Origin of the sequence: Streptomyces cellostaticus (assembly GCF_023630175.1) — a bacterium.
GTDB lineage: Bacteria > Actinomycetota > Actinomycetes > Streptomycetales > Streptomycetaceae > Streptomyces > Streptomyces cellostaticus_A.
Genome location: NZ_JALLIN010000020.1, coordinates 42,206 through 68,833, shown reverse-complemented (window position 1 = coordinate 68,833; position 26,628 = coordinate 42,206). Strand labels below are relative to the sequence as shown.

Genomic DNA, 26,628 nt, shown 5'->3' with positions numbered 1-26,628 from the left:
TGTAACGTGAAGACGCTTTCCGACGTGACGGGTTCGGGGTACAACCTAGGATTGTCCCGAACATCCGGGGGCTGAGCGGTACAACGGGGTGGGGGGACGGGTTACGTGGAGTCGGCGGCATCCGGTCTGCCTGTCGTGCGCTTCAACATCCTCGGTTCGCTGGAAGGGTGGCACGGCGACCGGCGGCTGAGACTCGGCAGCCCCACCCAGGAACGGGTGCTGGTCACCCTGTTACTGGAGCCGGGGCGCATGGTGCCGATGCCCCGGCTGGTGACCGCCGCCTGGGAGGACGAGCCGCCGCAGACCGCGGGCCATCAGATCCGCAAGGCCGTCGCCGCGCTGCGCACCCGCATCCCCGGGGGCTCCTCCCTGATCGTGACCGACGGCGCCGGATACCGGGCCGTGCTCGAAGAGGACCAGCTCGACCTGCACGAGTTCGGCCGGCGTGCGCGCGAGGCGCGGCAGGCGGTGGCCGCCGGACAGCCCGTCGAGGCGGTCGGTCATCTGCGGGCCTGCCTGGACCTGTGGCGCGGCCCGGTCATGGCGGGCGCGGGCGGCCCGGTGATCTCGGCGGCCTCCGCCGCCCTCGAGGAACGGCACATGGCGGTCGCCGAGCACTACTTCGAGCTGCAGCTCGAACTCGGCGAGTCCGGTGACCTCGTCGGACCGCTGCGCGAGCTGGTCACCGCGCACCCGCTCCGCGAGACCCTGCGCGGACGGCTGATGCTCGCCCTGTACCGGGCCGGGCGGCAGGCGGAGGCGCTGGAGGAGTTCGGCCGGATGCGCGAACTCCTCGTGGAGGAACTGGGCATCGACCCGGGCGCCGAACTGACCCGGCTGTACGAGGCCATCCTGCGCGACAGCCCCGAGGTGGCTCCCCGGGTGCCCCAGTCGGTGGCCGACCGTGCCGCGCTGCTCGTGCCGGCCCCGCCGGCCCGGCCGTCCGGGACCGAGCCGGCGCCCTGCACGCTGCCGTACGACCTGCCGGACTTCACCGGCCGGGACGCGGAACTGGCCCGGCTGCTGCAGGTGGGCCGGGCGGCGGCCGCCGAGCGCACCCGGATCGTCGGCGTCGACGGCATGGGCGGCAGCGGCAAGACCGCGCTCGCGGTGCACGCCGCCCACCAGCTCGCCGCCGACTACCCCGACGGCCAGCTCTTCGTCGACCTGCGCGGATTCAGCCCCGGGGAGAAGGCCCAGGAGCCGGGCACCGTACTGCACTCGCTGCTGCGTACCCTCGGCGTACCGGACGACCGCATCCCTGACGACCTGGAGAGACGCACGGCCCTGTGGCGAAGCGTTTCAGCACAGCGGAAGCTGCTGCTCCTGCTGGACAACGCCGCCGACGCCGCCCAGATCCGGCCCCTGCTGCCCGCCTCCGACGTGTCCCTGGCGATCCTGACCGGCCGGGTGCGGATGCTCGACCTCGACGCCGCCGAGTGGCTCTCCCTCGGACAGCTCTCCGCCGACGACAGCACCACCCTGCTGAACCGGATGCTCGGCGACGAGCGCACCGCCGCCGAACCCGAGGCCGTCGCGCTGCTGGCGGACCTGTGCGGCGGCCTGCCCCTCGCCCTGCGCATCACCACCGCCCGGCTGCGCAACCGCCCCCGCTGGACGGTCCGGTACCTGGTCGACCGGCTCGCCGACGAGACCCGGCGGCTGCGCGAGCTGAGCGCGGGGGAGCGCAGCGTCGAGGCCACGCTCCGGCTGTCGTACCAGGCGATGGAAGAGGACCAGCGCGTCGCGTTCCGCCTGCTCGGGCTGCACCCGGGGAGCACCATCGACGTCCACTCCGCCGCCGCGCTGCTCGGCACCGGCGGCCATGACGCCGAGGACGCCCTCGAACTGCTCCTCGACGCGCATCTGCTGGAGCAGCACGAGGCGGGGCTGTACGGCTTCCACGACCTGGTGCGCACCTACGCGATGAGCGTGCGGGAGGCCGAGGACGACGAGGAGGCCGCGGTCGAGCGGCTGGTGTCGTACTACACGCTCGCCACCGACGTGGCCTGCGAGACGCTCTTCCCCGGCCGCAGCCTCTACGGCGACCCGCCCGCCTCCAGCGGCCCCGAACTGCCCCGGCTGGACGGCGACGAGGGGGCGCTGCGCTGGTTCGACCGCGAGTACGAGGCGCTGCTCGCGGTCGCCACCCAGGCGGGCACCCGGGGGCTGCACCGCTACGCCGCGCTGCTCGCCCGCAATCTGCTCTTCTACCTCGATCTGCGCGGCGACTACGAGGAGTACCGGGTGGTGGGCCGCATCGGCGTCGGTGCCTGCCGGCAGCTCGACGACCCGGCGCTGCTCGGCATCAGCCTGGGCAATCTGGCCGTCGGCCACTGGTGGCTCGGCGACTTCCGGGACGGCATCACCACCGCCCGGGAGGCCCTGGAGCTCGCCTCCGCCGACGACCGCCGGGGCGAGGCGATGTGCATCGACGTCCTCGGCCTGCTGCACGGGGCGCTCGGCGACTTCGACGAGGCCCGCGCCTACCTGGTGCAGGGCATCGCGCTGCACCAGGAACTGGGCTCGGCCCGGATGGAGGCGCAGGCCCTGGACAACCTCAGCACGGTGGAGACCTGGTCGGGTCACTACGCCAAGGGCGCCCGGTACGCGGCCCGGGCCACCGAGCTGAACCGCAGCCTCGGGGACCGCAGCAACGAGATCGCCTCGCTCACCTGGCTGGCCCTGGCCCACCTCGGGACCGACGAGGACGAGCGGGCCCGGGCCTGTCTCGCCCAGGCCCTCGAACTGTGCGACGAGTCCCGCAAGCCCGCGAACGTGGCCGTCGTCCTCGCCCACTGGGCGCAGGTCTGCCAGCGGCTCGGGGAAGTGCGCTCGGCCGCCGAACACGCCGAGCGGGCCCTGGAACTGGTCTCCGCCGAGGGCACGGCGCTGCGCCAGGCGTCGGTGGTCAACGTCGTCGCCCTGGTCCACCTGCGGCGCGGCGCGCCCGAGCGGGCGATGGAACTGCACCGCCACGCCTACGAGCTGGCGTCCCGCCTCGGCTACCGCATCGAGATGGCCCGCGCCCTGCTCGGCCTCGCGGAGACCGCCCACGCACTGGGCGACGAACCGGCGGCCGAGACCCACCGCCGGGCGGCGGAGGAACTGTTCGACGCGATGGGTGTGAGCCCGCAGGGCCGCAGACTGTAGTCGCGTCCGGACGGCCGCCCGGCGGTGCCGCGCGCGGCCGGGCGCCCCGCGGACGCGACCACGCGAAACGGCACCGGTGGGGTGGGGCCCGGCCGGTGCCGTCGGTCACTGGGGTGCGCGCCGCGGGGCGCGACGGGATCAGCCCCGGACGAAGCCGGGACCGTGTCCGTTGGCCAGGGCCGGGGCGTCCGCCTGGTAGCCCGCGAGACCGGCCGCGACGTGCGCCAGGGCGTCCTGCACACCGGCCGCCGGAACGGCCGCGGCGGTACCGAGCGCGAGGACACCGGCGCCGGTGAGCGCGGCCAGAACCGACTTCGTACGCAGTGCGATGGTGCGCATGTCGTGACTCCCCCTGGGTAGACGGATCGAGATCCGGTCGCCGGTTCCTCCCCGGCGCCGCAACCGATGCTGGGTGGAGCCGATCCCCATGCCGTCCCAGCCGGTTACCGGCACAGGTCGCGCTCCCGGTACTCCCGGTTTCAACCGCTCATGGGGCTCCCGAGTCACCCTCGAACATGCGCTGTGACCTGGGCGGACTTCCGGGAGAGGAGAGGGGGCCGCGATACCGATTCCCCGACGCGCTCCCCGGGTGCGCGCACCGTGCGCCGGTGAGGGCGAAGCCGGGCCTGCCGGAGCGGCCGGGTCACGTGCCCGGGCGGCGGCGGAAGTCTCGTGTCACCGGACGGCCGCGGGGCCGGTCCTCCCGCGGCGGCCGCTCCCCGGCCCGGAGGGCGGGCGGCAACCTCCCGCCGGGGCACCGTGCTCGGGGAACCCGGGCGGCGGGACGGGCGGCTCCTCGGCCGGGGCGCGGACGATCGGGCGGTGGGCCACGAGGCCGGCCGGGGAACCGCCGGCGAACGGCGGATCCGGCTCAGGAGCCGAGTCCGTAGCGCGGCTCCGGGCGCGCGTGGCGAGCGTGGACACGGACCGGCCGGGGCCGAGGGCGTCCCGACCGAGCGTCGCCAGGGAGCCGTGGCCGGGGCCACGGATTCACGCGTGTCCTGGTGTCCCGGGGGCCGGCGCGCACGGGGGACGGGCGAACGGAGAATTCGCCGGGAATTCATGAAAGCGCGGGCCGGGAAAAGGCAGGAGCCCCGTCGCCTTACGGCGTGGGGCTCCTTGGGTACTGCACTCAGGTTCTGCGATCAGGCAGTGATCAGACGGGGGTGACGTTCTCCGCCTGCGGACCCTTCGGGCCCTGCGTCACGTCGAAGGAGACCTGCTGGTTCTCCTCGAGCGAGCGGAAGCCCTGGGCGTTGATCGCGGAGTAGTGAACGAAGACGTCGGGGCCGCCGCCCTCCTGGGCGATGAAGCCAAAGCCCTTTTCGGCGTTGAACCACTTAACGGTTCCGGTAGCCATAAGCCCTCCTTGGGCTCAAAAAGGGTTGCCCTGCTCCAGAACCTGCACGTGCGAAACGGTGCTGCACAACTGCATTCGTCTGAAAACGACGAGAGCCCGCGGTCACATGCTCCGCAGGCTCTGTACTGCAAGGGAAACCAAACTGCAACTTGCGGCGAGCCTAGCACGCGGGCTACCGAAAGCAATAGAGGCCAAGATCACGTCACCCGAATGTTTGAACATCCACTCGGATGGGTTGACGGAGGGGCCGGTCTCTGCACCGTACCGCACGGGGTCTAGTCTCGCGATGTGGACAATTCCCGCACCCGGCCGCGCGTCGGCCACATCCAGTTCCTGAACTGCCTGCCCCTCTACTGGGGGCTCGCGAGAACCGGCACGCTCCTGGATTTCGAGCTGACGAAGGACACCCCGGAAAAGCTCAGCGAGCAGATCGTGCGCGGCGACCTCGACATCGGGCCCGTCACCCTCGTGGAGTTCCTGCGCAACGCGGGCGACCTGGTGGCCTTCCCGGACATCGCCGTCGGCTGCGACGGCCCGGTCATGTCCTGTGTGATCGTCTCGCAGGTCCCGCTCGACCGGCTGGACGGCGCCCGGGTCGCCCTCGGTTCCACCTCGCGCACCTCGGTCAGGCTGGCCCAGCTACTGCTGGCGGACCGCTTCGGAGTCCAGCCGGACTACTACACCTGCCCGCCCGACCTCAGCCTGATGATGCAGGAGGCGGACGCCGCCGTCCTGATCGGCGACGCCGCCCTGCGCGCCAACCTGATCGACGGCCCCCGCTTCGGCCTGCAGGTGCACGACCTGGGCGCGCTGTGGAAGGAGTGGACCGGGCTGCCGTTCGTCTTCGCGGTCTGGGCGGCCCGCCGCGACTACGCCGAGCGCGAGCCGCTCATCACCCGCAAGGTCCACGAGGCCTTCCTCGCCTCCCGCAACCTCTCGCTGGAGGAGGTCGGCAAGGTCGCCGAGCAGGCCGCCCGCTGGGAGTCCTTCGACGAGGCCACCCTCGAGCAGTACTTCACCACCCTCGACTTCAGCTTCGGCGAACCGCAGCTCAGGGCGGTCACCGAGTTCGCCCGCCGGGTCGGCCCGACGACCGGCTTCCCGGCGGACGTGAAGGTGGACCTGCTTCAGCCCTGATCGCCCCGGCACTACGCTGCGGGCAGTGAGGCGTCACGGGGGAGCGTTACGGGGGAGAGGTGCACGCCATGCAGCCGCTCGGAGCCGACGAACCGGCCGCCGTCGGGCCCTACCGGCTGCTCGGCCGGCTCGGCTCCGGCGGCATGGGCCGGGTCTACCTGGGCCGCAGCGCGGGCGGCCGTACGGTCGCGGTGAAGATCGTGCATCCGCACTTCGCGCTGGACGAACAGTTCAGGGCCCGCTTCCGGCGGGAGGTCGAGGCCGCCGGCCGGGTCGGCGGAGCCTGGACCGCGCCCGTCCTGGACGCGGATCCGGAGGCCGCCGTGCCCTGGGTCGCCACGGCCTACGCGGCCGGCCCCTCACTCGCCGCCGCCGTCACGGACGGCGGCCCGCTGCCGGCGCGGACCGTACGGGCGCTGGGCGCGGGACTCGCCGAGGCGCTCACCGCCGTACACGAACTGGGCCTGGTGCACCGGGACGTGAAGCCGTCCAACGTGCTGCTGACGCTGGACGGCCCGCTGCTCATCGACTTCGGCATCGCCCGTGCCACGGACGGTACGGCGTCCCTCACCTCGACCGGTGTCTCCGTCGGCTCGCCCGGCTACATGTCCCCCGAGCAGATCCTCGGCAAGGCCGTCACCGGAGCGGCCGACGTCTTCTCCCTCGGCGCGGTGCTCGCCTACGCGGCGACCGGTGAGCCCCCGTTCCCGGGCGACTCCTCGGCCGCACTGCTGTACAAGGTCGTCCACGAGGAACCGGAACTCGGCAGTCTGACGGGTGAGTTGCGCGAGGTGGCGGCCGACTGCCTGGCGAAGGACCCGGCGGCCCGCCCGGCCCCCGCGGAACTGGCCCGCCGGCTCGCCCCGGAGGGCACGGCCCGCCTGGTCACCGGGGGCTGGCTGCCCGGCGCGCTGGTGGAACAGGTCAGCCGGAGCGTGGTGAGCCTGCTCAACCTGGAGACGGCCGATGCCGCGCCGTCCGGGCCGGTGGGCTTCAGCAGCCCCTCGGTGAGCGGGACTTCGGGCGCCGCGCTGCCCGCGCACGAGACGGCCGGTGCGGAGCGGTCCCAACCGGAGGCGTCCGCCGGCGTGTTCGGGCCGGCCCCCGCGATGACTCCGCCCGGGCCGTCCGGTCCCCCGGCGCCGCCGTCCGGTTCCCCGGGATCTCACCGCGCGGGGCCGGGCACCGGGGGCGGGGAGCCGCCCGCCGGGTCCGGGCCGCGGGACGAGCGGCCGGCTCCGGGCAGGGTCACGGTGAGCGTGGCGGCGACGTCCGCGCCGCGCGGGAAGGGACAAGGACGCCGGGTGAGCTGCACCGTCGCACTGGCCGTGGCGGGAGCGGCGGCCGCGGCGGCCGTGGGGGTCGGGGCGCTGCTCCGGCCGTGGGCCGACGGCGACCACGACACGGCGGGCGGCGCACCGACGGCCTCCCGCTCGGCCGCCGCCCCGGCCTCGGAGGCGCCCGACGGGAGCGGCGGCACACCGGGGACGGTCCCGGCCCGCTACCTCGGCACCTGGGAGGGCCCGGCCAGCGGGCTCGGCGGCAGCCTGCCGATGGGCACCTTCCGGCTCACCGTGCGCGACGCGGCCGTCGGCGAGGAACTGGGCAGGCTGCGGCAGACCGACCAGCTCGGCGGCGTCTGCGTCGACATCCTCACCCTCAAGCAGGTGACGCAGTCCCGGATCGTGGCGACCTCGGTCGGCGCGAAGTCCAACCACCTCGGCTGCGACCCGGCGCCGCACCCGGTCGAGCTGACGCCGGTCGGCGACGACCTCCGCTACTCCGCGCAGAGCGCGGCCGAGGGCGATCCGGTGGCCCGGATGTCGAAGGCCGGCTGAGGCGCACGGGACCACGTGCCGGAAGGGGAGAGCGGATGGACGCCGCAGGGGTGAGCACGGAGGCGCTGGCCCTCGCCGCCGCGCTGTGGGGCGCGGCGGCGGGGGCGCTGCTGCCCAGGGCCGCCTACCGCTTCGCGGTCCCGTCCGGCGAGCCGTGGCGGGAGCGGTGCGGGCAGGGGCACCCGATCCGCGGCTGGCTCGGGCGGGCGCGGTGCGGGCGGTGCGCACCGGGCGCGGCGCGGGCGCCGTACGGGCCGTCCGCCGCGCTCCTCGCCGTCGTCACCGCGCTCACCTGCGCCGCCCTCGCCGCCGCCACCGGCACCCGGCCGGAGCTGGGTGTCTGGCTGCTGCTCGCGCCGGTGTGGGTGCTGCTCGCCGCCGTGGACGTACGGGTACGGCGGCTGCCCGACCCGCTGACCCTGCCGCTCGCGGCCGCCGCGCTCGTCCTGCTCGCCCTCGTCACCCTGCTGCCGGAACACGCCGGTGACTGGCCCACCGCGCTGTACGGCGCGCTCGCGCTCGGCGGCGGCTACCTCGTGCTGTTCCTCGTCAATCCGTCCGGCATGGGGTTCGGCGACGTGAAGCTCGCGCTCGGCATGGGAGCCGTGCTCGGCTGGTACGGCTGGCCGACCCTGCTGCTCGGCACCTTCCTCGGTTTCCTGCTCGGCGCGTGCTACGGCGGCGCGCTCGTCGTCGCCCGGCGGGCGGGCCGCGGGACGGCCATCGCCTTCGGGCCGTTCCTCATCGCCGGCGCCTTCGCCGGGCTGCTGATCGGCGCCTACGGCAGCGTGTAGTTCCCGGCGTCCGACCCGCCCCGACCGTGCGGCGCGCCCTGGTGGCGCGCCACACCCGCAGCTCCGCACGGCCCCGACGCCGGGTTCGTCCTCCTGCAGCGCCGCAGGGGCGACGGGTTTCCGGCCGAGGAGCCGTACCGCTCCTCGGCCGGGCAGAACGGTGTCCGGGAGCGCCCGGCAAACTCCGGCGGCGGCCTCGTGGGGTGGAGGCGGCGTTCGGCCGTGGAGGACGCGCTCGCCGGGGCGCCGGACCCGGGCGAACCTCCCGCCGGGGAGCTTCAAGATCGCGAACCCGTGCTGGAGCGGCCTGACGGCGGACGGCCGCAGAGGCTGGCGTAGGCTGGTCCGGTCCGCCCACCCGCCGCCCACCAGCACTCCTGCAACGAGCGCTCCGCGCACAGTTTCTGTCTGACCCTTGACGAAAGGGACCCCCGGTGTCCGAGAAGGCCGACCTCCAGTCCGTCCTCGAGCGTGCCGCCGCCGGTGGGCGGATCACCCCCGAAGAGGCGCTCGTCCTCTACCGCGACGCCCCGCTGCACGCGCTGGGTGCCGCCGCCGACGCGGTGCGCCGCCGCAAGTACGCGGGCATCGAGCACATCGCCACGTACATCATCGAGCGCAACATCAACTACACGAACGTGTGCGTCACGGCGTGCAGGTTCTGCGCCTTCTACGCGGCCCCCAAGGACACCGACAAGGGCTGGACCCGCGACCTCGACGACATCCTGCGCCGCTGCGCGGAGACCGTGGAGCTGGGCGGCACCCAGATCATGTTCCAGGGCGGCCACCACCCGGACTACGGCGTCGAGTACTACGAGAAGCACTTCAAGGCCATCAAGGACGCCTTCCCCCAGCTCGTGATCCACTCGCTGGGCGCCTCCGAGGTCGAGCACATGGCCCGGATCAGCGGTGTCCCGGTGGAGGAGGCCATCACCCGGATCCACGAGGCGGGGCTGGACTCCTTCGCGGGCGCCGGCGCCGAACTCCTGCCCGAGCGGCCGCGCAAGGCGATCGCCCCGCTGAAGGAGAGCGGCGAGCGCTGGCTGGAGATCATGGAGATCGCGCACGGGCTGGGCGTGGAGTCGACGTCCACCATGCTGATGGGCACGGGCGAGACCAACGCCGAGCGCATCGAGCACCTGCGCATGATCCGTGACGTGCAGGACCGCACGGGCGGCTTCCGGGCCTTCATCCCGTACACCTACCAGCCCGAGAACAACCACCTGAAGGGCCGGACCCAGGCCACCCTCTTCGAGTACCTGCGGATGATCGCCGTCGCCCGCCTCTTCCTGGACAACGTCCGGCACATCCAGGGCTCGTGGCTGACCACCGGCAAGGAGGTCGGCCAGCTCTCCCTGCACTACGGCGCGGACGACCTCGGCTCGATCATGCTGGAGGAGAACGTGGTCTCCTCCGCCGGCGCCAAGCACCGCTCCAACCGGCTCGAGATCATCGACCTCATCCGCAAGGCGGGCCGCGTCCCGGCCCAGCGCGCCACGACGTACGAGCACCTCGTCGTGCACGACGACCCGGCGAACGACCCGGTCGACGACCGTGTGGCCTCGCACATCTCCTCCACGGCGATCGACGGCGGCACGGCGCACCCGGAACTGAAGCTGCTGGCCTCCAACTGACCCCGCCGTGCTGACACTTCACCTCGCCGAGCGGTCCCCGCAGCTCGCGGTCCTGGTCGACGGGGCGTCCCTCGCCGGCGTCGGCCCGTACGAGGAGCTGGCCGCCGCCGAGCCCCGGGCGAGGGTGCGGCGCTGGCCCGGCATCCTCACCCCGGGGCTGCTCAACCCGTACGGCCCGGAGCTGCTGGAGGCCACCTACCACCCCGACCCGCGTGAGGCCGACGTGCTCGGCACCGAGCCCATCGGCGGAGCGCGGGCGCGGGAGATCCTCGGCGCCGACCCCGCGCGCCTCGGTGCGAGCGCGCGGCGCGGGGTGCAGCGGATGCTGGCGCACGGCACGGTGGCGGTGGCGGGTGAACTGCGGTCGCGGGCCGTTCTCGACGCGGTGCGCGGGGCCGGGCTGGCGGTGGGGCAGCGGCCGGACCGCCTGCCGGGCCCACCGGCGCTGTCCCCGGCTCCGCTGATCCTGCTGCCGGGGCTGGTGCGCGGCGCTCCCGCCCGGTTCGCCGTGTTCGACGTCGCGGACCGTGCCGAACTGGTTCGGCGCGGTGCCGGGACCTGCGTGGCGACCGTGATCGGCGGGCGGCTGGTGTACCGCGCCCGCTGAGCGGCCCCGACCGGGGGGAACGCTCGCCCCGGGCTCCCGCACCGTGATGCCGTCCCGCTTCGGCGTTCGTGCTCCGGGAGCCCACACCGCCACGGGAGCGCGCCTCGCCCGGCGGTCCCGCTGCCGGGCCGGCTCCGGGACGTGCCCCCCGGAGCGGTACCTGCCGCTCGACGGCCGGCGGTCCGCGTCCGCCGCCGGCCCGGGTCCCGACCGCCGTGTGCGTACCGGCGTGCGGCCGGGTGGAGGACGCGGCCGCGAAGAAGCGGCCGCGACCGATCCAGGGAGGGCGTGCTGCAACAATGGGCGGGTGACCCGCGCCTCTCTGAACAAGCAGCCGCACGAAGTCGCCTCGATGTTCGACGACGTGGCGGAACGGTACGACCTGACCAACGACGTGCTGTCGCTCGGCCAGGACCGGCGCTGGCGCAAGGAGGTGGCGAAGGCGGTCGACGCGCGCCCCGCGCAGAAGGTCCTCGACCTCGCGGCCGGCACGGCGACCTCCTCGCTGCCCTTCGCGCGCACCGGCGCCTACGTGGTGCCGTGCGACTTCTCCCTCGGAATGCTCCAGGTCGGCAAGAAGAAGCACACCTGGCTGCCGTTCACGGCGGGCGACGCGACCCGGCTGCCGTTCAGGGACGACACCTTCGACGCCGTGACGATCTCGTTCGGGCTGCGCAACGTGCAGGACACGGACGCGGCGCTGCGGGAGATGTACCGGGTGACCCGGCCCGGTGGACGCGTGGTGATCTGCGAGTTCTCGCACCCGACCTGGGCGCCCTTCCGGACCGCCTACACCGAGTACCTGATGCGCGCGCTGCCGCCGGTGGCCCGTACGGTCTCCTCCAACCCGGACGCCTACGTCTACCTCGCCGAGTCCATCCGCGCCTGGCCCGACCAGCCCGGCCTCGCCGAGCGGCTGCGCAAGGCGGGCTGGTCGAAGGTGGCCTGGCGCAACCTCACCGGCGGTGTGGTCGCACTGCACCGGGGCTTCAAGGAGAGCTGAGCCCCGTCGGCGGGTGACCGCCGCTCACCGGTCGATCATCTCGAAGGCGTCGCCGGCCTCGCCCAGTTCGCGCCTCATTCCGCCCGTGGGCGGCCGCGGGATGCGTGGCTCGCGCACGCCCCCGCCGCCCTCGCCCTCACCGAAGTCGAACCACACGTACACCACGGAGTCCGGCGGCACTTCGGCGCCGGGCTGCGGATACTGGCGCACGACGTAGTCGACCACCGTGTGCGCGAAGTCCGGGCGGTCCGGCGCGTTGAGGAACAGCCCCCGGGCCCGGGCCGTTTCGCGCGCGTCCATGGCCATGAGGCCGACCAGACGAGGAACGCGCGCTTCGGGTGTTTTGGGTGTTATATGCACAGATGTCACCCCCAGCGGTACTCGAAGGGTAACGCGGGCGCGAGTCCTCCGGAAGCGACATGTGTCTTTCTGTGACAGTTGGTTACTCTCGGTCACAGATCAAGTCGGAAGCAGTGCCCCTGGCGTGCCGAGGCCGGCGTCGTGAACGTCTCCGCGAGCCGCATGCCGAGCCGCCGGGTGACCGCGATGGAGCGTTCGTTGCGCGCGTCGACCATCGCCACCACCCGGTCCACCCCGGCCGCCCGCAGCCGGTCCAGCGTCTCCCCGGCGGCCGCCGTGGCGTACCCCCGCCCCCAGTGCGCCCGGCCCAGCCGCCAGCCGATCTCGATCTCGCCCGCGGGCCCCCAGGCGTGCGGCCACGGCTGCGCCCCGGTGAAGCCCACGACGCCGCCCTCGCCGTCCAGCACCGACCACAGGCAGAACCCCCGCTCCGCGTCGTGCCGGCGCTGGCGCGCGGTCAGCTCCTCGTACACCGAGACCTCGGCGGACCGGCCCCCGTGGAACTCCATGACGTCCGGGTCGTCGAAGACCCGGTGCCAGGAGAAGGCGTCCTCGTCGGTGGGCACACGCAGCCGTACAGCGGGGAGAGCTCGGTTCACGGGGCAGCCCTTCAGCCGGGTGATCGGTACCGCTGAATAGACTGCCCATGTCCAGTGCCGGTCGGCACGCAGATTTCGAACTCGGGGAGATCCCGCCGTGACCGTCGTGACTGAGCCCCTCTCCGAGAACACCGCCGATGTGATCGTCGTCGGCGCGGGACCGGCCGGCTCCACCACCGCGTACCACCTCGCCAAGGCCGGACTCGACGTCCTCCTGCTGGAGAAGACCGAGTTCCCGCGCGAGAAGGTCTGCGGCGACGGCCTCACCCCGCGCGCGGTCAAGCAGCTCGTGGCGATGGGCATCGACATCTCCGAGGAGGCCGGCTGGCTGCGCAACAAGGGCCTGCGCATCATCGGCGGCGGCAGTCGTCTCCAGCTCGACTGGCCCGACCTCGCCTCGTTCCCGGACTACGGCCTCGTCCGCAAGCGCGACGACTTCGACGAGCAGCTCGCCCGCAACGCCCAGAAGGCCGGTGCCCGCCTCTTCGAGCGCTGCAACGTCTCCGGCCCGGTCGTCGACGACCGCACCGGCCGCATCACCGGTGTGACCGCCAAGCTCGGTGAGGAGAAGCGCGAGGTCACCTTCCGCGCGCCGCTCGTCGTCGCCGCCGACGGCAACTCCACCCGGCTGTCCCTCGCGATGGGGCTGCACCGCCGCGAGGACCGCCCGATGGGCGTCGCGGTGCGCACCTACTTCACCTCCCCCCGCCACGACGACGACTACCTGGAGTCCTGGCTGGAGCTGTGGGACCGGCGCGGTGCCCAGGAGCGTCTGCTGCCCGGCTACGGCTGGATCTTCGGCATGGGCGACGGCACCTCCAACGTCGGCCTCGGCGTGCTGAACACCTCGGCCGCCTTCAAGGAGCTGGACTGGCGCGAGATCCTCAAGGCCTGGTGCGCGTCCATGCCCGAGGAATGGGGCTACACCCCCGAGAACATGACCGGCCCGATCCGAGGCGCCGCCCTGCCCATGGCCTTCAACCGCCAGCCGCACTACACGAAGGGGCTGCTGCTCGTCGGCGACGCGGGCGGCCTGGTGAACCCCTTCAACGGCGAGGGCATCGCCTACGCCATGGAGTCCGGCCAGATCGCCGCGGACGTCGTCGTGCAGGCCCACGCGCGCGCGACGCCCGCCCAGCGCGAGATCGCCCTGCAGCGCTACCCGCGCGTCCTGAAGGACACCTACGGCGGCTACTACAGCCTGGGTCGCGCCTTCGTGAAGCTCATCGGCAACCCGAAGGTCATGCAGATCGCCGCCCAGCGCGGTCTGACCCACCCCGTCCTGATGAAGTTCACCCTGAAGCTCCTGGCGAACCTCACCGACCCCACGGGCGGCGACGCGATGGACCGCATCATCAACGGCCTGAGCAGGGTCGCGCCGAAGGCGTGAGGGACCGCCCCGGGGACGTGACCGGGGCGCGAGAGGCGCGACGGCGGCCCGGCGGACGAGGTGTGTCCGCCGGGCCGCCGTCCCGCCTCCCGACGGTTCCCGTCGCGGGCCCCGCCTGCCGGGGATCGGCCCACCCGGGCCGGAAGGGCACCTCGGAGCAGCCGGAAGGGCCGCGGCCCCCGAGCGGCCGCGGCCCTTCCTCGCACGGATCGTGGTGCCGGTGTGCTCAGAGCACCCGGACCGCGCCGGTGGGCGGGTCGTACGACAGCGGCTTCTCCTGGACGCCGCTGGAGGGGTTCTGGGCACCGACGAACATACCGTCCCCGACGTACACCGCCACGTGGTACGCGCTGCCCGCGCTGCCCCAGTAGAGGATGTCGCCGGGCTGCAGGTTGCTCAGCGACACCTGGGTGCCGGCCGTCGACTGGTCCTGGGAGACGCGCGGGAGGCTGATGCCGACCTGCTTGAACGCCGTCTGCACCAGGCCGGAGCAGTCGTACGCGGAGGGGCCGGTGGCGCCGGAGACGTAGGCCTTGCCGACCTGTGCCTTCACGAAGGAGACGATGGCCGCCGCCGAACCGGTGGCGGTGGACGTGCTGGTGCTCGTGCTCGTGCTGGTGGAGGCGCCGGTGCTCGCCGTGGTGGAGAGCGTGGTGCGCTCGGCGCTGCGGGCGGCGCGCGCGGCGGCGGCCTTGCGGGCGGCCTCCTGCGCCTTCTTCTTGGCCTCCGCGGCCTTCTGCTTGGCCTCCGCGAGGTCCGACTTGGCCTGCTTCGCGGCGTTCGCGGCGGCCGCGTCGCGCTCGGCCTGCAGTTCGTAGTTGGCCGCGGCCTGCTGAGTGGCGTCCGCGGACTGGGCGACCTGGGCGGCCAGGTCGGCCGTCAGCGTGGGCAGTTCGAGGGTCTGCGTCACCGGCTCGGCAGCGTTCGCCGATCCGGACGCCCCGGCCACTGCCAGGGTGCTGAGGACGCCACCGGCAACTCCGGCCCGCATCGCGAGGGTCGACGCGCTGCGGCGGGGCTTCCGGTGGCTGCGTATGTGAGCGGTGTGGGACATGGGAACAACCGGTACCAGGGGCTCCTTCATATCTTCAAGAAACGTGTGGTGCGCCACAGTTGTTCAATGGGGGCCGTAAAAGCCCGGCGCGTCACTCTTTATTGACGCCGTAACGGACATTGTGGACGCCCGTGATCAAGCCCTTGATCACGGTCTTTGATCATTACGTCCGAATTGCCCTGCGCTTACCACTCGTTCGGGTCGTTGGCCAAGCCCCGTTCTCAGACACCTCTCATCAATGTGGCGGAGGTCACGGAACGGTTACCGGAAGGGTGGCGTCCCGCGCGGGCGGGAGGTGGGTGCGGGGCGGGCGGGAGTTCGTGAACGCGTGCACGCGCCCGGGTCCCGTCCACACCTCGCCCCGAACCTCCCTCCGATGTGTGAACGCGTTCCTCTATCAGGGCTCCGCGTCCAGAGCCAATTTGCATGCAGCGGAATGCTCTTGATATGGAGACGCCCCTCTTCACCTGCGACGACGAGCGAAAATGTCACTTCTGGTGACTGGCTGGACGCTTCGCGTACGAAGATCACTCATCATCCGGCTTCATGATCCTTCGTCAGGTGGTGGAGATCACAAAGGTTGTGGAATACCCCGTGTCGCAGATCACAGAGCGGCAGGCATAGGATGCGAGGCAGTTGGGCTTGTGACCTGCTTCACATGTTCTCGATCTTCGCTCGGGACGAGCGGGGTCCGTGGGACCGGTGGGGCGGACGTGGGCCCAGTGCAACCGCCAGCAGTCAGTGCCGACTGAGAGGAGCGAGGAGCGGTGAACGCGTATGCGCCCATCCTCGTACTGGGAGCCCTCGGGGCAGGCTTTGCGATCTTCTCCGTGGTCATGGCCACGCTGATCGGTCCGAAGCGGTACAACCGCGCCAAGCTCGAGGCCTACGAGTGCGGTATCGAGCCGACCCCCACGCCGGCCGGCGGCGGGCGCTTCCCCATCAAGTACTACCTGACGGCGATGCTCTTCATCGTCTTCGACATCGAGATCGTCTTCCTCTACCCCTGGGCCGTCACCTTCGACGCCCTGGGGATCTTCGGGCTCGTGGAGATGCTGCTCTTCGTGCTCACCGTCTTCGTCGCGTACGCGTACGTATGGCGGCGCGGCGGCCTGGAATGGGACTGAGGGGCCTTTAACGACATGGGACTCGAAGAAAAACTGCCGAGCGGCTTCCTGCTGACCACCGTCGAGCAGGCCGCGGGCTGGGTGCGCAAGGCGTCCGTCTTCCCGGCCACCTTCGGCCTCGCCTGCTGCGCCATCGAGATGATGACCACCGGCGCCGGACGCTACGACCTCGCGCGTTTCGGCATGGAGGTCTTCCGCGGCTCGCCGCGCCAGGCGGACCTGATGATCGTCGCCGGCCGGGTCAGCCAGAAGATGGCGCCGGTCCTGCGGCAGGTCTACGACCAGATGCCCAATCCCAAGTGGGTGATCTCCATGGGCGTCTGCGCCTCCTCGGGCGGGATGTTCAACAACTACGCGATCGTCCAGGGCGTCGACCACATCGTCCCGGTCGACATCTACCTCCCCGGCTGCCCGCCCCGGCCCGAGATGCTGATGGACGCGATCCTCAAGCTCCACCAGAAGATCCAGTCCGCCAAGCTCGGCGTGAACGCCGAGGAGGCGGCCCGCGAGGCGGAGGAGGCGGCGCTCAAGGCCCTGCCCACGATCGAGATGAAGGGGCTGCTGCGGTGAGCGACGCGAACGGCGCCAACGGCGTCAACGGTTCCTCGAACGGGGTGAACCCCGAGAAGGACCTCGCCGCCTCCAACCTCCCCGGCCAGCGCGGCCAGGGCGGCGAGGAGATCCGCGTCCAGCGCGGCATGTTCGGCGCCGACAACGGCGGCGACACCTCCGGCTACGGCGGCCTGGTCCGTTCGGTCCGCCTCCCGGGACCGGCGAACCGGCCCTACGGCGGCTGGTTCGACGAGGTGGCCGACGAACTCGAGGGCGCCCTGGAGGAGCAGGGCCTCCTCCCGGAGAACGCCATCGAGAAGACGGTCGTCGACCGCGGCGAGCTGACCTTCCACATCGAACGCGAGCACCTGGTCCGCGTCGCGCGCACCCTGCGCGACGACCCCGCCCTGCGCTTCGAGCTGTGCACCGGAGTCAGCGGCGTCCACTACCCGCACGACAGGGGCCGGGAGCTGCACGCCGTCTACCACCTGCGCTCGATCACCCACAACCGGCTGATCCGCCTGGAGGTGAGCGCCCCCGACGGCGACGCGCGCATCCCGTCCCTGGTCTCCGTGTACCCGACCAACGACTGGCACGAGCGCGAGGCCTGGGACTTCTTCGGGATCGTCTTCGACGGTCACCCAGCCCTGACCCGGATCATGATGCCGGACGACTGGCAGGGCCACCCGCAGCGCAAGGACTACCCCCTCGGCGGCATCGCCGTCGAGTACAAGGGCGCCCAGATCCCGGCTCCGGACCAGCGGAGGTCGTACTCGTGAGCACGCAGTCAGCATCGGCCCGCCCGTCGCCCGGCCACCACTCCTCGTCGGGTCCCTCCGGGACGGAGAGTTCCTCCCGGGAGACCACCGAGGGCACCGTCTACACGGTCACCGGTGGCGACTGGGACGAGGTCGTCCAGTCCGCGGCCCGCGCCGACGACGAGCGCATCGTCGTCAACATGGGGCCCCAGCACCCTTCCACCCACGGAGTGCTCCGGCTGATCCTCGAGATCGAGGGCGAGACGGTCACCGAGGCCCGCTGCGGCATCGGCTACCTCCACACCGGCATCGAGAAGAACCTCGAGTACCGGACCTGGACGCAGGGCACCACGTTCGTGACGCGCATGGACTACCTGACGTCCTTCTTCAACGAGACCGCCTACTGCCTCGCCGTCGAGAAGCTCCTCGGCATCGAGGACGAGATCACCGAGCGCGCCAAGATCATCCGGGTGCTCCTGATGGAGCTGAACCGGCTCTCCTCCCACCTGGTGTGCATCGCCACCGGCGGCATGGAGCTGGGCGCCACCACGATCATGATCTACGGATTCCGCGATCGTGAAATGATTCTCGACATCTACGAGCTCATCACGGGCCTGCGGATGAACCACGCGTACATCCGCCCCGGCGGACTCGCCCAGGACCTGCCGCCCGGCGCGGTGGACCAGATCCGCGAGTTCGTGAAGAAGATGAAGAAGAACCTCCCGGAGTACGACAAGCTCGCCACCGGGAACCCCATCTTCAAGGCCCGGATGCAGAACGTCGGCCACCTCGACCTGGCGGGCTGCATGGCCCTCGGCGCCACCGGCCCGATCCTGCGCTCCACCGGCCTGCCGCACGACCTGCGCAAGACACAGCCCTACTGCGGATACGAGACGTACGACTTCGACGTCCCGACCGCCGACTCCTGCGACTCCTACGGGCGCTTCCTGATCCGCCTGGAGGAGATGCGCCAGTCGCTCGGGATCGTCGAGCAGTGCCTGGACCGGCTCCAGCCCGGGCCGGTCATGGTCGCCGACAAGAAGATCGCCTGGCCCGCCCAGCTCGCCCTGGGACCGGACGGACTCGGCAACTCCCTCGACCACATCAAGAAGATCATGGGCACCTCCATGGAGGCCCTGATCCACCACTTCAAGCTGGTCACCGAGGGCTTCCGCGTACCGCCCGGGCAGGCGTACGCGGCCGTGGAGTCACCCAAGGGCGAACTCGGGGTCCACGCCGTCTCCGACGGCGGCACCCGCCCCTTCCGGGTCCACTTCCGCGACCCGTCCTTCACCAACCTGCAGGCCATGGCGGCGATGTGCGAGGGCGGCCAGGTCGCCGACGTCATCGTCGCCGTCGCGTCCATCGACCCCGTGATGGGAGGCGTCGACCGGTGACCACCAGTTCTTCGGAGCGGGGCGTCAGTCTGGGCATGCCCCAACTGCCCGCACCCGCGTACCCGGACGACGTCCGGGCCCGGCTGGAGACGGACGCGCGCGAGGTGATCGCGCGCTACCCCGACTCCCGGTCCGCCCTGCTGCCGCTGCTCCACCTCGTGCAGTCGGAGGAGGGCCACGTCACCCGCACCGGCATGCAGTTCTGCGCGGACATGCTGGACCTGACCACGGCCGAGGTCACCGCCGTGGCCACCTTCTACACGATGTACCGGCGCCGGCCCTCCGGCGACTACCAGGTGGGCGTCTGCACCAACACCCTGTGCGCGGTCATGGGCGGCGACGCGATCTTCGAGACCCTCCAGGAGCACCTGGGCGTCGGCAACGGCGAGACCACCGACGACGGCAAGGTCACCCTGGAGCACATCGAGTGCAACGCGGCCTGCGACTTCGCTCCGGTCGTGATGGTCAACTGGGAGTTCTTCGACAACCAGACCCCCGGCAGCGCCAAGCGCCTGGTCGACGACCTGCGTGAGGGGCAGCCCGTGCAGCCCACGCGCGGGGCGCGCCTGTGCACCTTCAAGGAGACCGCGCGGATTCTGGCCGGCTTCCCCGACGAGCGGCCCGGGGCCGTCGAGGAGGGCGGCAGCGCGGGACCCGCTTCCCTGGTGGGCCTTCGCCTGGCACGGGGAGAGACCGCACCCGCGCGCGTGGTCCATCCGCGCGACGGCGGTCCGCACGACGAACCGCAGCACCCGGCGCACCGGCCGCCGACGGCCGAGCACCCGAGTTCTCATGACGCGCCGCAGCAGACGTCGGCCTCCGACCCGGCCCACCCGGCAGGGCCCGCCGCCGAGGAGGGGGAGTGATGACCGTGGCACCCGAACTCAAGGACACCAGCCCCGAGAAGCTGCTCGCACCCGTGCTGTCGGCCTTCTGGGACGAGGACCGGTCCTGGTCCCTGGACGTCTACCGGAGGCACGAGGGGTACGAGGGGCTCCGCAGGGCGCTCGCCATGTCACCGGACGACCTGATCGCCTACGTCAAGGACTCCGGTCTGCGCGGCCGGGGCGGCGCGGGATTCCCGACGGGAATGAAATGGCAGTTCATTCCCCAGGGAGATGGAAAACCGCACTATCTGGTCGTCAACGCCGACGAATCGGAGCCGGGGACCTGCAAGGACATCCCGCTCCTCTTCGCGAACCCGCACAGCCTCATCGAGGGCATCGTCATCGCGTGCCACGCCATCCGGTCCTCGCATGCCTTCATCTACCTGCGTGGTGAGGTCGTTCCCGTTCTGCGGCGGCTGCACGAGGCCGTGCGCGAGGCCTACGCGGCGGGCTACCTCGGCGAGAACGTCCTGGGCAGCGGACTCGACCTCGACCTCACCGTGCACGCCGGCGCCGGCGCGTACATCTGCGGTGAGGAGACCGCACTGCTCGACTCGCTCGAGGGCCGCCGTGGCCAGCCGCGGCTCCGTCCCCCCTTCCCGGCCGTCGAAGGGCTCTACGCCTGCCCGACTGTGGTGAACAACGTCGAGTCGATCGCGTCGGTTCCCGCCATCCTGAAGAACGGGAAGGACTGGTTCAGGTCGATGGGCAGCGAGAAGTCCCCGGGCTTCACGCTCTACTCGCTCAGCGGCCACGTCGCGAGCCCCGGCCAGTACGAGGCGCCGCTCGGCGTCACGCTCCGCCAGCTCCTCGACATGAGCGGCGGAATGCGCCCAGGCCACCGCCTCAAGTTCTGGACCCCGGGCGGCTCCTCGACCCCGATGTTCACCGACGAGCACCTCGACGTCCCCCTCGACTACGAAGGGGTCGGCGCCGCGGGCTCCATGCTCGGCACCAAGGCCCTGCAGTGCTTCGACGAGACGACCTGCGTGGTGCGGGCGGTGACCCGCTGGACGGAGTTCTACGCCCACGAGTCCTGCGGCAAGTGCACACCCTGCCGCGAAGGAACGTACTGGCTGGTGCAGTTGATGCGGGACATCGAGGCCGGCAAGGGCGCGATGTCCGACCTCGACAAGCTCGCCGACATCGCCGACAACATCAACGGCAAGTCCTTCTGCGCCCTCGGCGACGGCGCCGCATCCCCGATCTTCTCCTCGCTGAAGTACTTCCGCGAGGAGTACGAGCAGCACATCACGGGCCGGGGCTGCCCCTTCGACCCGGCCAAGTCGACGGCCTGGGCGGACCGCCCGGAGGTGAACGCATGACCGTGACCACCAGTGCTCCCTCCGGAGGGGGAGAGGCGGCGGTCCCGCCGGAGGACCTCGTCACGCTGACGATCGACGGCGTGGAGATCAGCGTGCCCAAGGGCACCCTGGTCATCCGGGCCGCCGAGCAGCTCGGCATCGAGATCCCGCGGTTCTGCGACCACCCCCTGCTGGACCCGGCCGGCGCCTGCCGCCAGTGCATCGTCGAGGTCGAGGGCCAGCGCAAGCCCATGGCGTCCTGCACCATCACCTGCACGGACGGCATGGTGGTGAAGACCCAGCTCACCTCGCCGGTCGCCGAGAAGGCCCAGCACGGCGTGATGGAGCTGCTGCTCATCAACCACCCGCTGGACTGCCCGGTCTGCGACAAGGGCGGCGAGTGCCCGCTGCAGAACCAGGCCATGTCGCACGGCAACGCGGAGTCCCGCTTCGAGGGCCGCAAGCGGACCTACGAGAAGCCCGTGCCGATCTCCACGCAGGTGCTCCTCGACCGCGAGCGGTGCGTGCTGTGCGCCCGCTGCACCCGCTTCTCCAACCAGGTCGCGGGCGACCCGATGATCGAGCTGATCGAGCGGGGCGCGCTGCAGCAGGTCGGCACCGGTGAGGGCGACCCGTTCGAGTCGTACTTCTCCGGCAACACCATCCAGATCTGCCCGGTGGGCGCGCTCACCTCGGCGGCCTACCGGTTCCGGTCCCGCCCCTTCGACCTCATCTCCTCGCCGTCGGTGTGCGAACACTGCTCGGGCGGCTGCGCGACGCGTACCGACCACCGGCGCGGCAAGGTCATGCGGCGGCTCGCCGCCGACGACCCCGAGGTCAACGAGGAGTGGATCTGCGACAAGGGGCGCTTCGCCTTCCGGTACGCGCAGGCGAGGGACCGCCTCGACGTCCCGCTGGTGCGCAACGCCGAAGGCGTTCTGGAGCCCGCCTCCTGGCCGGAGGCGCTGGAGGCGGCCGCGCGCGGGCTGACCGCCGCCCGGTCCCGGGCCGGTGTCCTCACCGGCGGCCGGCTGACCGTCGAGGACGCCTACGCCTACAGCAAGTTCGCGCGCGTGGCCCTCGACACGAACGACATCGACTTCCGCGCGCGCGTGCACAGTGGTGAGGAGGCCGACTTCCTCGCGGCCCGGGTGGCGGGCCGCGGCCGTGACCTCGACGGCACCGGTGTCACCCACACCGCGCTGGAGAAGGCGCCCGCCGTCCTGCTCGCCGGGTTCGAGTCGGAGGAGGAGGCGCCCGGCGTCTTCCTGCGGCTGCGCAAGGCCTGGCGCAAGCACAGGCAGCGGGTGTTCGCCCTGGCCACCCACGCGACGCGCGGCCTGGAGAAGGCGGGCGGCACACTGCTGCCGGCCGCGCCCGGCACCGAGACCGAGTGGCTGGACGCCCTCGCGAGCGGCGTCGGCCTCGATGAGCCCGGTACGCAGGCCGCCGAGGCCCTGCGCGCCGACGGCGCGGTGATCGTCGTGGGGGAGCGGCTCGCCTCGGTGGCGGGCGGCCTCACCGCCGCCGTGCGTGCCGCCGCGGCCACCGGCGCCCAGCTCGTGTGGATCCCGAGGCGGGCGGGTGAGCGCGGCGCGGTCGAGGCCGGCGCGCTGCCGTCCCTGCTGCCGGGCGGCCGACCGGCGACCGACCCGCGCGCGCGGGAGGAGGTCGCCGCCGTCTGGGGGCCGGCCGAGCTGCCCGCCCGCCACGGCCGGGACACCCACCAGATGATCGAGGCGGCCGCCACCGGCGAACTGGCCGCGCTCGTGGTCGCCGGTGTGGAGGTCGACGACCTGCCCGACCCGGCACGCGCGCGGGAGGCGCTCGCGAACGTCGGCTTCCTGGTGTCGCTGGAACTGCGGACCAGCGAGGTCACCGGCCACGCCGACGTGGTCCTGCCGGTCGCGGCGGTCGCCGAGAAGGCGGGCACCTTCCTGAACTGGGAGGGCAGGGTGCGCTTCTTCGAGGCCGCGCTCAAGCCCGACCAGATGACCCGCCGCCTCGCCCCCACCGACGGGCGGGTGCTGCAGATGCTGGCCGACGCCATGGACGTCCACCTCGGCCTGCCGGACCTGCGTACCGCGCGCGCGGAGATCGACCGGCTCGGCCCCTGGGACGGCCCGCGGGCCACCGATCCCCTGGAGAGGGGCGGCGTCCTGCCCCGGCCCGCCGTCGGCGAGGCCGTGCTCGCCGGGCACCGGCTGCTGCTCGACCAGGGCGTCCTGCAGGAGGGCGACGAGGCTCTCGCCGGAACCCGGCACGCCGCACGTGCGCGCGTGTCGGCGGCGACGGCCGCCGAGGCCGGCGTCGCGAACGGCGGCGTCCTCGCCGTCACCGGTGCCTGCGGAACCGTCGAACTCCCGCTCCAGATCACCGAGATGCCCGACCGGGTGGTGTGGCTGCCGCTGAACTCCGCCGGCGCGGGCGTCGCCTCCGACACCGGTGCGCAGCCCGGCTCCCTCGTCCGTATCGGCCCGGCGGCACGCGCCGAACAGGCCCCCAAGGAGGTGGAGGCATGAGCCCGTACCTCGCGGCTGAAGACCTCTCGATGTTCGGCCGGGACCCCTGGTGGCTGGTCGTCGTCAAGGCCGTCTTCTGCTTCGCGTTCCTGATGGTGACCGTGCTGTTCTCCATCGTGTGGGAGCGCAAGGTGGTCGCCTGGATGCAGCTCCGCATCGGCCCGAACCGGCACGGCCCCTGGGGCATGCTCCAGTCGCTCGCCGACGGCATCAAGCTGATGCTCAAGGAGGACGTCGTCGTCAAGCGCGCGGACAAGGTGGTCTACGTCCTCGCACCGATCGTCGCGGCCATCCCGGCCTTCATGGCGATCGCGGTGATCCCGTTCGGCCCCGCCGACAACGAGATCTCGATCTTCGGCACACGGACCGCGATGCAGCTCACCGACCTGCCGATCGCGATGCTCTACATCCTCGCGGTCGCCTCGGTCGGCATCTACGGCATCGTGCTGGCGGGCTGGAGCTCCGGATCCACCTACCCGCTGCTCGGCGGCCTCCGCTCCTGCGCCCAGATGATCTCCTACGAGATCGCCATGGGTGCGGCGTTCGCCTCCGTGTTCCTCTACTCGGGGTCGATGTCGACGTCGACCATCGTCGAGCAGCAGCACGACCGCTGGTACATCCTGCTGCTGCCGGTCTCCTTCATCCTCTACGTCGTCACGATGGTCGGCGAGACCAACCGCGCCCCCTTCGACATGCCGGAGTCCGAGGGCGACCTGGTCGGCGGCTTCAACACCGAGTACTCGTCCATCAAGTTCGCGATGTTCATGCTCGCCGAGTACGTGAACATGGTGACGGTGTCGGCCGTCTCGACCACCCTGTTCCTCGGCGGCTGGCGGGCTCCCTGGCCGATCAGCGGCTTCTGGGAGGGCGCGAACCACGGCTGGTGGCCGCTGCTCTGGTTCGTCATCAAGGTCCAGCTGCTGCTGTTCTTCTTCATCTGGCTGCGCGGCACACTCCCCCGGGTCCGGTACGACCAGCTCATGAAGCTCGGCTGGAAGGTCCTCATCCCGGTCTCGGTGACCTGGCTGATGCTGGTCGCGACCGTGCGGGCGCTGCGCAACGAGAACTACGACTTCGCCGACATCGCCCTGTACGTCGGCGGCGGTGTCCTCGCCCTGCTGCTGCTCTCCTTCGTCGCCGACCTGTTCCGCGAGAAGGCGAGGACGGACGAGCCGGCCCCCGGCCCGCGGCCCGGCTTCGACCCGATGGCGGGCGGATTCCCGGTGCCGCCACTGCCGGGACAGGAGCTGCCGCCGGTACCCAGGCGCCGTCCGCGCCGCGAGCGGGAACTGATTGTCAGTGGTGGACCGGACACTGTCAGTGACGGATCTTCGGATGGAAAGGAGGCGTCCGATGGCTGAGGAGCCGACGGATTCCGGGCAGATCAAGCCCGGCTTCCAGAACCCGGTGGCCGGCTTCGGCGTGACCTTCAAGGCCATGTTCAAGAAGCGGCTCACCGAGCAGTACCCCGAGCAGCAGAAGACCACGGCTCCGCGGTTCCACGGACGGCACCAGCTCAACCGCCATCCGGACGGCCTGGAGAAGTGCGTCGGCTGCGAGTTGTGCGCCTGGGCCTGCCCCGCCGACGCCATCTACGTGGAGGGCGCCGACAACACCGACGAGGAGCGTTACTCGCCGGGTGAGCGCTACGGCCGCGTCTACCAGATCAACTACGCCCGCTGCATCCTGTGCGGGCTGTGCATCGAGGCGTGCCCCACGCGCGCGCTGACGATGACCAACGAGTTCGAACTGGCCGACTCCAGCCGCGCCAACCTCATCTACACCAAGGAGCAACTGCTCGCCGGTCTCGAGGAGGGCATGGTCGACACACCGCACGCGATCTTCCCGGGCACGGACGAACAGGACTACTACCGGGGCCTGGTGACGGAGGCCGCGCCGGGCACGGTGCGCCAGGCCGCCGTCTCCAAGGGCGAGGCGGCGCGGGAGGGCGACAGCCCCTCCGAAGAGAGCGCACCGGCGTCGGAGAAGGTGATCGGCCGATGAGCGCACTGCAGCTTGCCGCCTACACCACCTCCACCGGTGAGGCCTTCCAGTTCTGGGTCCTGGGCACGTTCGCGGTGATCGGCGCCCTGTGCACGGTGCTCATGAGGAAGGCCGTGCACAGCGCCCTCTGCCTCGCCGGCACCATGATCATCCTGGCGGTGTTCTACCTCGCCAACGGCGCCTACTTCCTGGGCATCGTGCAGATCGTCGTCTACACCGGCGCGATCATGATGCTGTTCCTGTTCGTGGTGATGCTCGTCGGCGTCACGGCGGCGGACTCGCTGAAGGAGACCATCAAGGGCCAGCGCTGGCTGGCCCTCGCCTGCGGGGTCGGCTTCGGCGTCCTGCTGTTCGCCGGCATCGGCAACGCCGCCCTGACCGAGTTCGCCGGCACCGGCCGGGCGAACGCGAACGGCAACGTGGAGGGGCTCGCGGCCCTCATCTTCACCAAGTACGTCTTCGCCTTCGAGGTCACCGGCGCACTGCTGATCACGGCCGCCGTCGGCGCGATGGTGCTCACCCACCGCGAGCGCACCGAGCGCGCCAGGACGCAGCGCGAGATGGCCGAGCAGCGCATCCGGGAGGGCCGGCACATCCCGCCGCTGCCCGCCCCGGGCGTCTACGCCCGGCACAACGCCGTGGACGTGGCGGGCCTGCTGCCCGACGGCACCCCCTCCGAGCTGACCGTCAACAAGACGCTGCGCGAACGCGGGCAGATCCGCGACGTGTCGGCGGAGGCGCTCAACGACCTGCGGGCCCTGGAACAGCGCGCCGCGGAGCGACTGGAGCGGACCGCGATCGAGCCGGCGACGTTCAAGCGGCCCGAGGAGGCGTCGAAGTGAACCCCGTCAACTACCTCTACCTCGCGGCCCTGCTGTTCACCATCGGTGCGACCGGGGTGCTGATCCGGCGCAACGCGATCGTCGTGTTCATGTGCGTCGAGCTGATGCTCAACGCCTGCAACCTCGCGTTCGTCGTCTTCTCCCGGATGCACGGCAACCTCGACGGCCAGATCATCGCCTTCTTCACGATGGTCGTCGCCGCCGCGGAGGTCGTGGTGGGTCTCGCGATCATCGTGTCGCTGTTCCGCACCCGCCACTCGGCCTCGGTCGACGACGCCAGCCTGATGAAGCTGTAAGGGGTCGGAA

The 26,628-nt window shown here is 71.7% G+C and carries 24 protein-coding genes; 19 read left to right on the top strand and 5 right to left on the bottom strand.

Annotation, left to right across the window (positions count from 1 at the left end; genetic code table 11):
- Positions 1–105 precede the first annotated feature (105 nt).
- Positions 106–3,153, top strand: a complete 3,048-nt coding sequence (locus tag MXD57_RS14945; protein ID WP_308290765.1) for an AfsR/SARP family transcriptional regulator — start codon at positions 106–108, stop codon at positions 3,151–3,153.
- A gap of 138 nt (positions 3,154–3,291) precedes the next feature.
- Here the strand turns inward: MXD57_RS14945 and MXD57_RS14940 are convergent, their stop codons facing one another.
- The gene (locus MXD57_RS14940; protein ID WP_250401905.1) at positions 3,292–3,492 is read right to left on the bottom strand and encodes a hypothetical protein; all 201 of its coding nucleotides are present in this window, start codon (positions 3,490–3,492) and stop codon (positions 3,292–3,294) included.
- An 817-nt stretch (positions 3,493–4,309) separates the two neighbouring features.
- Positions 4,310–4,513, bottom strand: coding sequence for a cold-shock protein (locus tag MXD57_RS14935; protein WP_003974443.1), 204 nt, complete (start codon positions 4,511–4,513; stop codon positions 4,310–4,312).
- 288 nt (positions 4,514–4,801) lie between these two features.
- Between MXD57_RS14935 and MXD57_RS14930 the strand changes: the two genes are divergently transcribed.
- The 6 genes from MXD57_RS14930 (at position 4,802) to MXD57_RS14905 (ending at position 11,526) form a co-directional block, all read left to right on the top strand.
- Complete coding sequence (locus MXD57_RS14930) at positions 4,802–5,650, top strand: menaquinone biosynthetic enzyme MqnA/MqnD family protein (RefSeq protein WP_250401904.1); 849 nt, start codon at positions 4,802–4,804, stop codon at positions 5,648–5,650.
- A 68-nt stretch (positions 5,651–5,718) separates the two neighbouring features.
- Positions 5,719–7,488 (top strand): serine/threonine-protein kinase, encoded by a 1,770-nt coding sequence (locus MXD57_RS14925; RefSeq protein WP_250401903.1) that lies wholly within the window; start codon positions 5,719–5,721, stop codon positions 7,486–7,488.
- 35 nt (positions 7,489–7,523) lie between these two features.
- Entirely contained in the window at positions 7,524–8,282 is a 759-nt protein-coding gene (locus MXD57_RS14920; RefSeq protein WP_250401902.1) for a prepilin peptidase, read from the top strand.
- Between the two features lie 434 nt (positions 8,283–8,716).
- Positions 8,717–9,916: a cyclic dehypoxanthinyl futalosine synthase gene (mqnC, locus tag MXD57_RS14915; protein ID WP_250401901.1), complete on the top strand. Its 1,200-nt coding sequence runs from the start codon at positions 8,717–8,719 to the stop codon at positions 9,914–9,916.
- Positions 9,917–9,923: 7 nt separating this feature from the next.
- Entirely contained in the window at positions 9,924–10,523 is a 600-nt protein-coding gene (locus tag MXD57_RS14910) for a hypothetical protein (RefSeq protein WP_250401900.1), read from the top strand.
- 307 nt (positions 10,524–10,830) lie between these two features.
- Positions 10,831–11,526, top strand: a complete 696-nt coding sequence (locus tag MXD57_RS14905; RefSeq protein ID WP_250401899.1) for a demethylmenaquinone methyltransferase — start codon at positions 10,831–10,833, stop codon at positions 11,524–11,526.
- Between the two features lie 24 nt (positions 11,527–11,550).
- Here MXD57_RS14905 and MXD57_RS14900 read toward each other — a convergent pair whose 3' ends face one another.
- Both MXD57_RS14900 and MXD57_RS14895 read right to left on the bottom strand, forming a co-directional pair.
- A complete protein-coding gene (locus MXD57_RS14900; protein WP_308290763.1) occupies positions 11,551–11,886 on the bottom strand; it encodes a PASTA domain-containing protein in 336 nt (111 codons plus the stop codon).
- Positions 11,887–11,978: 92 nt separating this feature from the next.
- Positions 11,979–12,485, bottom strand: coding sequence for a GNAT family N-acetyltransferase (locus tag MXD57_RS14895; protein ID WP_250401897.1), 507 nt, complete (start codon positions 12,483–12,485; stop codon positions 11,979–11,981).
- 97 nt (positions 12,486–12,582) lie between these two features.
- Between MXD57_RS14895 and MXD57_RS14890 the strand changes: the two genes are divergently transcribed.
- Positions 12,583–13,875 (top strand): geranylgeranyl reductase family protein, encoded by a 1,293-nt coding sequence (locus MXD57_RS14890; protein ID WP_250401896.1) that lies wholly within the window; start codon positions 12,583–12,585, stop codon positions 13,873–13,875.
- 226 nt (positions 13,876–14,101) lie between these two features.
- Here the strand turns inward: MXD57_RS14890 and MXD57_RS14885 are convergent, their stop codons facing one another.
- Positions 14,102–14,929 carry a C40 family peptidase gene (locus tag MXD57_RS14885; protein ID WP_250401895.1) on the bottom strand — a complete coding sequence of 276 codons (828 nt, stop codon included), beginning with the start codon at positions 14,927–14,929 and terminating at the stop codon, positions 14,102–14,104.
- 767 nt (positions 14,930–15,696) lie between these two features.
- Between MXD57_RS14885 and MXD57_RS14880 the strand changes: the two genes are divergently transcribed.
- The 11 genes from MXD57_RS14880 to nuoK are packed head-to-tail and all read left to right on the top strand — an operon-like array spanning position 15,697 to position 26,618.
- Complete coding sequence (locus tag MXD57_RS14880; protein ID WP_003992243.1) at positions 15,697–16,056, top strand: NADH-quinone oxidoreductase subunit A; 360 nt, start codon at positions 15,697–15,699, stop codon at positions 16,054–16,056.
- 15 nt (positions 16,057–16,071) lie between these two features.
- Positions 16,072–16,626: a NuoB/complex I 20 kDa subunit family protein gene (locus MXD57_RS14875; protein WP_143628055.1), complete on the top strand. Its 555-nt coding sequence runs from the start codon at positions 16,072–16,074 to the stop codon at positions 16,624–16,626.
- On the top strand, positions 16,623–17,387 hold the full coding sequence (locus MXD57_RS14870; RefSeq protein ID WP_250401894.1) for an NADH-quinone oxidoreductase subunit C: 765 nt from the start codon (positions 16,623–16,625) through the stop codon (positions 17,385–17,387). The genes MXD57_RS14875 and MXD57_RS14870 overlap by 4 nt, the downstream gene beginning before the upstream one ends.
- Positions 17,384–18,763, top strand: coding sequence for an NADH-quinone oxidoreductase subunit D (locus tag MXD57_RS14865; protein WP_250401893.1), 1,380 nt, complete (start codon positions 17,384–17,386; stop codon positions 18,761–18,763). Before MXD57_RS14870 ends, MXD57_RS14865 begins: the two co-directional genes overlap by 4 nt.
- Entirely contained in the window at positions 18,760–19,629 is an 870-nt protein-coding gene (nuoE, locus tag MXD57_RS14860) for an NADH-quinone oxidoreductase subunit NuoE (protein ID WP_250401892.1), read from the top strand. Before MXD57_RS14865 ends, nuoE begins: the two co-directional genes overlap by 4 nt.
- Positions 19,626–20,975, top strand: coding sequence for an NADH-quinone oxidoreductase subunit NuoF (nuoF, locus tag MXD57_RS14855; RefSeq protein ID WP_250401891.1), 1,350 nt, complete (start codon positions 19,626–19,628; stop codon positions 20,973–20,975). Before nuoE ends, nuoF begins: the two co-directional genes overlap by 4 nt.
- Positions 20,972–23,476 (top strand): NADH-quinone oxidoreductase subunit G, encoded by a 2,505-nt coding sequence (locus MXD57_RS14850; protein WP_250401890.1) that lies wholly within the window; start codon positions 20,972–20,974, stop codon positions 23,474–23,476. The genes nuoF and MXD57_RS14850 overlap by 4 nt, the downstream gene beginning before the upstream one ends.
- Positions 23,473–24,837, top strand: a complete 1,365-nt coding sequence (nuoH, locus tag MXD57_RS14845) for an NADH-quinone oxidoreductase subunit NuoH (protein WP_250401889.1) — start codon at positions 23,473–23,475, stop codon at positions 24,835–24,837. The genes MXD57_RS14850 and nuoH overlap by 4 nt, the downstream gene beginning before the upstream one ends.
- Positions 24,830–25,480 (top strand): NADH-quinone oxidoreductase subunit NuoI, encoded by a 651-nt coding sequence (gene nuoI / locus MXD57_RS14840; protein WP_250401888.1) that lies wholly within the window; start codon positions 24,830–24,832, stop codon positions 25,478–25,480. The genes nuoH and nuoI overlap by 8 nt, the downstream gene beginning before the upstream one ends.
- Entirely contained in the window at positions 25,477–26,322 is an 846-nt protein-coding gene (locus MXD57_RS14835) for an NADH-quinone oxidoreductase subunit J (RefSeq protein ID WP_250401887.1), read from the top strand. The genes nuoI and MXD57_RS14835 overlap by 4 nt, the downstream gene beginning before the upstream one ends.
- Positions 26,319–26,618, top strand: coding sequence for an NADH-quinone oxidoreductase subunit NuoK (nuoK, locus tag MXD57_RS14830; RefSeq protein ID WP_121787439.1), 300 nt, complete (start codon positions 26,319–26,321; stop codon positions 26,616–26,618). Before MXD57_RS14835 ends, nuoK begins: the two co-directional genes overlap by 4 nt.
- Positions 26,619–26,628 lie beyond the last annotated feature (10 nt).